Consider the following 7,253-nt stretch of genomic DNA (forward strand, 5'->3'; position numbering starts at 1 on the left):
CGGCACACCGAGCGGAAGGGGCCGCATGAACGACGAGACAGTGCTCGCGCAGACGACCGTCGACGACGAGGACCAGGCGAAGGCGCTGGCCCGGGGCGCGGTCGAGGGCGGACTGGCGGCGTGCGCGCACATCGACGCGCCGCTCACCGCCGTCTACCGCTGGGAGGGCGAGGTCCAGACCGCTCAGGAGTGGCGCGTCTCGTACAAGACGACCCCCGACCGCCTCCCCGACCTGGAGGCGTGGGTGACCGCCCGGCACCCGTACGACGTGCCCGAGTGGATCGTCCTCCCCGTGACCGGCGGCTCGCAGGCGTACGCGGCCTGGGTGGTCGCGCAGACGCGCCCGGACTGAGGGCGGGCGCGGCCATGGGCGTCCTTCTCCAGGCCGCCGGGCGTCGCGCGCCGGTCGGCTACGCCAGGGCGATGGCGGCCAGGTAGCTGCCGAAGCCGCCGCGGACGCGGGCGTGCAGCCGGGACGAGGTGAGCACGGGGCAGCGCGCCGTGCGCAGCACCCGGTGTCCGCGGCGTTCCAGGGCTTCGACCAGTGCCCGGTCCTCGCCGACGGCGAGCGGGGGGAAGCCGCCGGCGTCGAGGTAGGCGGCGCCGCTGACGCCGAGGTTGGCGCCGTGCACGTGGGGATGGTCCCAGTCGGCGCCGCCGGGCGGCCGGGTCGCCTCGTACCGCGTCCGGTGCGGGCGCGCCAGGGGGGAGGCGGGCGGGAGGGCGACGGTGCCGACCACCGCCTGCCAGCCCTCCCGTGCCCTGGCGAGCTGGTGGGCCAGCCAGCGGGGCGGCACGGTGCTGTCGGCGTCGGTGGTGGCGATCCAGACGGCCCCGCCGTCCTGCGCGTACCGGTCGAGGGCGTGGCGGACGCCTGCCCGCCGGGCCATTCCGGGGTTGCGGTGGTCGGTGCGGACGACGACGGCGCCCGACTGCCGGGCGAGCGCGGCCGTGCGGTCCTGGCAGGAGTCGGCCACCACCACGGTCGTCACCCGGACGCCCGCCGTCCCGGGATGGCGGGCCGCCGCGGCGAGCGCGGCGAGGGCGGCGGGCAGCAGCGCTTCCTCGTTGTGGGCGGGCACGACGACGACGGCGGCGGTGTACGCGCTCACACCAGACCTTCCCTGGCCGCCACCGAGAGCGCGCCGGGTCCGTCCGGGGCGGTGCGCTGGTGGATCTGAAGGACGAAGTCGGGCTCGCGGTGGTCGGCGAGCAGGGTGAGACCGGGCAGGTCGGCGACGCGGCGGGCGATCTCGGCGCCGGTGGCCAGGTGATCGGGGACGGGGTGGTTCCAGTGCACGGTGGCCAGGGTGCCGTCGTCCTCCAGCGCGGCCACCGCCTGCCGCAGCGTCCGGTCGAGGGCTGCGGCGTCGAGGTAGTACAGCAGCTCGGAGAGCACGATCAGGTCGAAGGATCCCTCGGGCCACTCCTCCGGCAGCAGCAGGCGCCGCACCTCCACCTGCGGCAGGTCCGCGGTGCGGCGGCGGGCCGTGCGGACCGCGGAGGCCACCCGGTCGCACGACAGGACGGCGTCGCAGCGACCGGCGAGCCGGCGGGTGAGTTCGCCGACCGAGCAGCCCGGTTCGAACGCCCGCCGGTAGCGGGGCAGCGGCAGCGCGGCGACCGTCAGGTCGTACTTGCGCCGCTCGTACCAGCGCTCCTCCAGGCGCCAGGGGTCCTCCGCGGTGCGGTACATACGCTCGAAGTACGCCTCGGGGGTGCGCGGGCGGGTCATGCGAACACCACCTCCCAGCCGCGCAGATGGTGGGCCAGCTCCTCGGGAGGGAGCACGGCGGCGTCCGCGGCTCCGGGTCCCAGGGGATGGATCTGGCTGGCGAAGCGGTCGACCGCGGCACGCTTGCGGGCCGCCACGGCGGGCGGCAGCTCGATCCTGGCGGCCCGTTCCCAGGGCACCCGCGGATCGCCCGGCTGCGCCCAGTGCCACAGCCAGACCGGGTAGAGCCGGCACGGCACGGAAGCCGCCCGGCAGGCCGCCGCCGCGGCCCGGCCCGCCGCCTCGTGATCGCCGTGCACGTCGCCCGTCCACGGCGCCAGGCACAGCACGGCGCCCGGCAGCAGCTCCGCCAACTCGGCGGCCAGCCGGTCCTCGTGCGCGGCCACCCCGGTGTCCGGCAGCCGCAGCCGCACGATCCGGGCGCCGTCCGCGCCCAACGCGTCCAGCGCCTCGCGCAGCTCGCGGGCGCGCACCGCGGCCAGCTCCTGGGGGGTGAAGCGTGTGCTGCCCGGGTGGGATCCCTCCCCGTCGGTGACGGAGACCACCGTCACCGCGCAGCCGGCCGCGGCGAGCAGGGCGAGCGCACCGCCCGCACCCAGCACCTCGTCGTCCGGATGGGCCGCCACTGCCACGACCCGGCCCGCCTCCGGCAGCGCGTACCGCTCCATCCGGGCCCAGCCGTCCCAGGCCCGCCAGCGGGCCTCATCGGTGCCGGGCGCCTGGATCGGGTCGGCGTACTCGAGGGCCGAGGCGTCCTGCCCGGCGGTCACCGCTCCGCTCCGGCGCCCCGTGCGACGATCCCGCCCAGCGCCGTCAAGTCCCGGTCGGCGTGGTGCTGGCGCAGGTAGACGGCCAAGTCGGCGGTCGCGCGGGCGTGCCGCCCGTCGTGGCACAGCGGCTCCGCTCCGGTCGCCCGTCCCACCCGGTCCAGGATCTCGGCGCCCGCCTCGGCCACCACGGCGCGTACCCGCAGGGTCCGCACGGCCGCCCCGCCGGCCCGGTCCAGCGGGTCGGCGTCGATCTCCTCGGCCGCCCGGCGCAGTGCCAACCCGGCCGTGTACAGCCGCAGGTCCACGGCCCCGGCGTGCGCGTCGGTGAACGCGTCCTCGCGGCGCGCGGCCCGCTCGAACAGCACCCGCGCCACCGCCTGGGCCCCGCCGTACCAGCAGGCGGCGACGCCGACGCCGCCGTGCGCGAAGCCCGGACGGCGCAGATACGCCTCCACCCCGCCCACCGGCGCCGCCGGGACCGACGTGAACCGGACGTCGGGGCTGTCGCTGCCGGCCATGCCGACCGCCTCCCAGGTCCCGGGCACCGGCCGGCACCCGGGGCCGTCCACCGGGCCGGGCTCCGCCTCGTCCGCGGGGGCGCCGGGCACGCCGGTGCGCACCGCGAACAGCCGCCGGCCGTCGTCGGCGCGCGCGGTGACCAGGGCGTGCGTGCAGACGTGCGCGCCCGAGCAGTACCGCTTGAGGCCGTCGAGCGCCCAGCCGTCTGCCGTGCGCGTCGCGGTGAGCCCCGAGCCCGGCGGCTCGGCCGCCCACACGCCCCAGTACTGATCGGGCCGGACCGCCTCACCGCCCAGCTCGGCGAGGATCGCCGCCGCGTCCAGGTGGCCCTCCACCAGCCGGGCCACGCTCAGATCCTCCCGGGCCACCGCGCTCAGCGCGTCGAACCGGGCAGCGGTGTGCCCGCTGCCCGGCAGCGGGCACACCGTCTCGCCGACCGCCCACGCGTCCACGTAGCGGGCGAACCGCGAGGCCACCGTGAGCCCGGACGACGGCGCGTCCCTACGGCCGCCGTCCTGGGACAGCCGCTCCGCGCGGGCCGCCCGAGGAGTGGCCGCCTCGCTCGCCTCGCTCGCTTCGCTCGGCGGGGAAGTCGCCCTCCGCATGAACAGGCTCCTCACTGTCGGTGCACGCCCGCTGGCCGCACTGTCGGTGCACGTCCACTGGCCGCCGAACCGGGACACAGCCACCGCCACCGCGCAACCCTGCGATCGGGCACGCGAGCCGGGGCGTCCTTCTCGACGGTCCGTGCTGGGTGCCCCGCGCCGAGGCCGCTACACCCGATCCGGCCGCGACGTTCCCAGGGGAGTGCTCGGGGACTTCCCCACCTGTCCCGGGCGGTTACCGACGGCTTTCCGCCCGGTGGGAAAGGAGACTTCCCGCCGCGTGGAAAGGGAAGGACCCGAACAGCGCGGAAAGAAATGAACGCGCTGTTCGGGGCCTACGTGCCTGCCTAAGCGTGCCTGCCTGCGTGCCTAACACTCGATGATGTTCACCGCGAGCCCGCCCCGGGCGGTCTCCTTGTACTTGGCCTTCATCGGGTTGCGTGGCAGGCGCCGATCTCCGACGGCGCTGCCGAGGATCGAGGACAAGTGTCTCCAGATCACCTCTGCTGTCGACCGCTCGACCCTTGTGAACAGCGCTGCCTTGAAGGTCCGCAGATCCGAGGCGTCGATCTCTCGCGGAGCGTAGTCACCCATCAAAGGCATGATGTGGTTCCAGATCTCACTAGGCATCGGATTCGCCGTCGAAGGCTCGTCGGACCGGCCCGGCCGCCAGTGGTCGACGCTGTAGTCGGCGAGGAGGATCTCACCCTTGCGGGGGTCAAGGAACTCGCCACGACTGGAGTCGGTGTTGGCGCTGGCGAGCCACTGCTTCGCGTCCTCGCTCGTGTGCAGCGACCGGTCTTGGACGTCGGGAATCCCCTTGCCAGCAGTAGTCATGGGGCAAGCGAGTTTCCATTGTGAGGGGAGCGCCCCCCAAAGCGATGCAGGTGCAGCTCATCGAACGCTAGGCCGATGAGGAGGTGAACCCGTCTCAACGCCCCAGACGTCTGCGCGCAGCGCAAAGCCCATTGTGGCTGCGCGCTGCTGGTAGGGGTCCATTGCCAGGCGGCCGACTCCGACCAGTCGTTTCGTGTGCCGCTCGACCACGGCGAGGGCGTACTCCGAACGATGCTGGGCAGTGGCGGAGGCGATGGAGCGGGCCATGATGTGTTCCACCGTCGTGGGCGCGTGGTTCGAACGACAGGTGCCGTGTCGCCTCTGCGCTGCCATAGATCGTGTGCATGCTGGCTACCGGGACAGGGCGGGACAGTTGACCGGGTCGGCTTCAGCCCGCAGACGCCCGCACGGCGGGTCGCCGAGCGCGACGAGCAGGCCGTCGCCGCGTGGAGGGAGGCGACCTGGGCCGAGGTGAAGGGTCCGGGCGGCTTGCGGAGGCCACATCTGCCTCGAGGCCGAGGCGGGCTTCGCCCGCCGGCGCCCCGAAGACGCACTGGGGGCCGGTGCGGCCGCACCCCGGTCGTGACGGTGAGCGGCCGACGCTCGGGGCGCCTGTCCGTGACGGGGCTGATCGCCATGCGGCCCGGCTCGCGGACCTGGCCGTGCCCTCGCCCGCGCACCCGACGAGCGGGCAAGGACAGACGCCGCGGCATGGGCGAGCGGGACTTCATCGCGCTGATCGACGGCGTCAAGGCGTCTCGCCGTGGCCGCTCTCGACCGGCTCGAGATCCTCGTCCGCAACCAGCTAAAACGACTTCCGTACCGGTCCGCCACCCTCGACGGCTTCACAGCGGGCACCGGCCCGACCCTCGACGACCCAGCATCACCCTGACAAGCCGAAGTCAGCAATGATCGCGGTGAGGTCGCTCTCGGTCTCGATCAACGCAGGCTTGGCGCCGCAGTGGGCCGAGGGTAGAGGGACTTGGACAGCGTCGTCCCGCTACGGGCGTCCACCGTGATGATGCCCTCGCGATCACCGCATGCGACGGCGACCCGCCATGCGGCGATCCAACGGCCCTCGTGGCGCAGCGCCAGGAGCTCGCCCGGGACGGCCCCGTCGCATTGGGGTGCGGCTTGCCTGATGCGCACGGCTGCCTGGCGGGCTGTAAGGGTTGGGGAGGGAACGGACACGTCGGGTAGATGACGACTGAGGAGTTGTTCGATCCGGCCGGCGTGGTCGATCTCGATGTCCAGGCGCATCGGCATCAGGACGTTGTCCACGCGACGCCGCCAACTGATCATCCATCCGATGTGGGGCACGGTGGTCGCTGTGGGATGTACGCCCTTCAGGGCCCAGGGGGTGTGGTCGTGGGCGTACGCCGTCGCGACGGCGATGGCTTGTGCAGGAGTTGCTGCCCGGTGGAGGGCACCGGGAACACGGTAGCCGTGGTCCTCGCCCTGTGCCGCGATCTCCAGGCTGTACTCGGCGCTGGTGGCGTCCGGCCATGAGATCTGCATGCTGGAAGCAGGGCCGATGGACGCGCTGAGGTTGCCCGTGCCAGGTCCTGTGGGCACGAAAGTGATCAGCTCCGGGGTGTACTGGTCACCGAAAGCGCGACGGAGTTCGGTGCGCAGCGCCTGCTTCTGGGCGGCGCTGGCAGTCCGGATCGGAGTCCCAGTGGTGATGAACCGTGGAGTGATGCCGGTACCCCAGACAATGCCGAGGCACGCGGCAAAGACGGTGATTCCTATCAGCGCGGGGCGGCGCCGGAAGTGCCAGGGATCGGGGTCGCGGGTGTCGACTTTGACGAGGACCCAGCCGACAGCGGCTCCGACGAGCGCGCCGCAGGAATTGGTGATCAGGTCACCTGTGTCGCAGGCGCGGCCCAGGAACGGGAAGGCTCCTTGCAGAGTCTCGACCGTTGAGCTCAGAGCGAGGCCGACGACTGCCGCGGGCAGGAAGCGGCGGGTGGCCAAGACGCCCAAGACGCCGACCGGTATGAACATGGCCAGATTGAGCAAGCCTTGCTCGGTGCCGAAAGAGTCGCGCAGGTCGGCGTCGATGAAACATTCAGCCGGACCGCGTGACTCGCCCGTGCTCCAGAGGGTCAGTGTCAGTACACCGGCGATCGAGGCTGCCCACGTGGCGGAGGTGACCGCGCGGTACCCGGAGTGGGACGAATAGCGGAGGGCCGCGACCCAAACCGCGATCATGATCAGGATTGCCATCACGATGAACAAGCCGTGACCGCGGAATACTGCGTCGAGCACGAACCAACTCCCTGAAAACAAAAAGGTATGAGATTGACGAAGCGGGCCGCCCAAGGAGCGGCCCACCATCACGTCAGCAGCCCGGCGCGGAAGGAGTGGTGTAGACGTCCGACCCGACGACGAGCTCACCGGTCGTCGACGCGCAGCTCGCCGAGGCGTTCCAGTCATACTCCCGCTCGTTGGGCGCGCTGAACGTCAGGCTGGGGCTCAGATGTGTGCTGCCGCTGCGAACGTAGCCGAGCTTCCCCGTGACGCTCGACCCGGCCTTCTTGGTGTACGAGACGCCGACATAGTCCTCGTTCTGAGTCTCACTGAGCAGGAGGATGCCGTTGGAGAGAGTAGTGCAGACATCCCAGTCGGTTATGTGACCACTGGAGGGGCACGAATCGGCCATCGGCTTCATTGTGGCCGCCGAGGCAGTGAACCCTTTCCAACCTGGCCGTTGGATAGGTCCGTTGGGCTGACAGACAGGTGAAGCCCCTGGTAGATGGGTTATCGACCAAGAGAACCGTCTCC

The 7,253-nt window shown here is 72.3% G+C and carries 9 protein-coding genes and 1 pseudogene; 3 read left to right on the plus strand and 7 right to left on the minus strand.

The genetic code is table 11. The features are described 5' to 3' along the window. Positions 1 to 25: 25 nt before the first annotated feature. A complete protein-coding gene (cutA, locus tag ABZ861_RS30615) occupies positions 26 to 352 on the plus strand; it encodes a divalent-cation tolerance protein CutA (RefSeq protein WP_361637015.1) in 327 nt (108 codons plus the stop codon). A 58-nt stretch (positions 353 to 410) separates the two neighbouring features. Here the strand turns inward: cutA and ABZ861_RS30620 are convergent, their stop codons facing one another. The 5 genes from ABZ861_RS30620 to ABZ861_RS30640 form a co-directional block, all read right to left on the minus strand. Further along, positions 411 to 1,112, minus strand: coding sequence for a glycosyltransferase (locus ABZ861_RS30620; RefSeq protein WP_361637018.1), 702 nt, complete (start codon positions 1,110 to 1,112; stop codon positions 411 to 413). Continuing rightward, positions 1,109 to 1,735 carry an SAM-dependent methyltransferase gene (locus ABZ861_RS30625; RefSeq protein ID WP_361637020.1) on the minus strand — a complete coding sequence of 209 codons (627 nt, stop codon included), beginning with the start codon at positions 1,733 to 1,735 and terminating at the stop codon, positions 1,109 to 1,111. Before ABZ861_RS30625 ends, ABZ861_RS30620 begins: the two co-directional genes overlap by 4 nt. Next, on the minus strand, positions 1,732 to 2,505 hold the full coding sequence (locus ABZ861_RS30630) for a PIG-L family deacetylase (RefSeq protein WP_361637023.1): 774 nt from the start codon (positions 2,503 to 2,505) through the stop codon (positions 1,732 to 1,734). The genes ABZ861_RS30625 and ABZ861_RS30630 overlap by 4 nt, the downstream gene beginning before the upstream one ends. Continuing rightward, positions 2,502 to 3,629 carry an acyl-CoA dehydrogenase gene (locus ABZ861_RS30635; RefSeq protein WP_361637026.1) on the minus strand — a complete coding sequence of 376 codons (1,128 nt, stop codon included), beginning with the start codon at positions 3,627 to 3,629 and terminating at the stop codon, positions 2,502 to 2,504. The genes ABZ861_RS30630 and ABZ861_RS30635 overlap by 4 nt, the downstream gene beginning before the upstream one ends. Positions 3,630 to 3,998: 369 nt before the next feature. Beyond that, positions 3,999 to 4,466: a hypothetical protein gene (locus tag ABZ861_RS30640; protein ID WP_361637029.1), complete on the minus strand. Its 468-nt coding sequence runs from the start codon at positions 4,464 to 4,466 to the stop codon at positions 3,999 to 4,001. Positions 4,467 to 4,697: 231 nt separating this feature from the next. Here ABZ861_RS30640 and ABZ861_RS30645 point away from each other — a divergent pair. Both ABZ861_RS30645 and ABZ861_RS30650 read left to right on the plus strand, forming a co-directional pair. Further along, a pseudogene (locus ABZ861_RS30645) lies at positions 4,698 to 4,886 on the plus strand (hypothetical protein); the annotation flags it as partial. A 343-nt stretch (positions 4,887 to 5,229) separates the two neighbouring features. Further along, entirely contained in the window at positions 5,230 to 5,358 is a 129-nt protein-coding gene (locus ABZ861_RS30650; RefSeq protein WP_361637044.1) for a hypothetical protein, read from the plus strand. 47 nt (positions 5,359 to 5,405) lie between these two features. Here ABZ861_RS30650 and ABZ861_RS30655 read toward each other — a convergent pair whose 3' ends face one another. Next, positions 5,406 to 6,737, minus strand: a complete 1,332-nt coding sequence (locus ABZ861_RS30655; RefSeq protein ID WP_361637032.1) for a VanZ family protein — start codon at positions 6,735 to 6,737, stop codon at positions 5,406 to 5,408. Between the two features lie 73 nt (positions 6,738 to 6,810). Next, positions 6,811 to 7,131: a hypothetical protein gene (locus tag ABZ861_RS30660; RefSeq protein WP_361637035.1), complete on the minus strand. Its 321-nt coding sequence runs from the start codon at positions 7,129 to 7,131 to the stop codon at positions 6,811 to 6,813. Positions 7,132 to 7,253 lie beyond the last annotated feature (122 nt).

Origin of the sequence: Streptomyces sp. NPDC046985 (genome assembly GCF_040644415.1) — a bacterium.
In the GTDB taxonomy this organism is placed as follows: Bacteria; Actinomycetota; Actinomycetes; order Streptomycetales; family Streptomycetaceae; genus Streptomyces.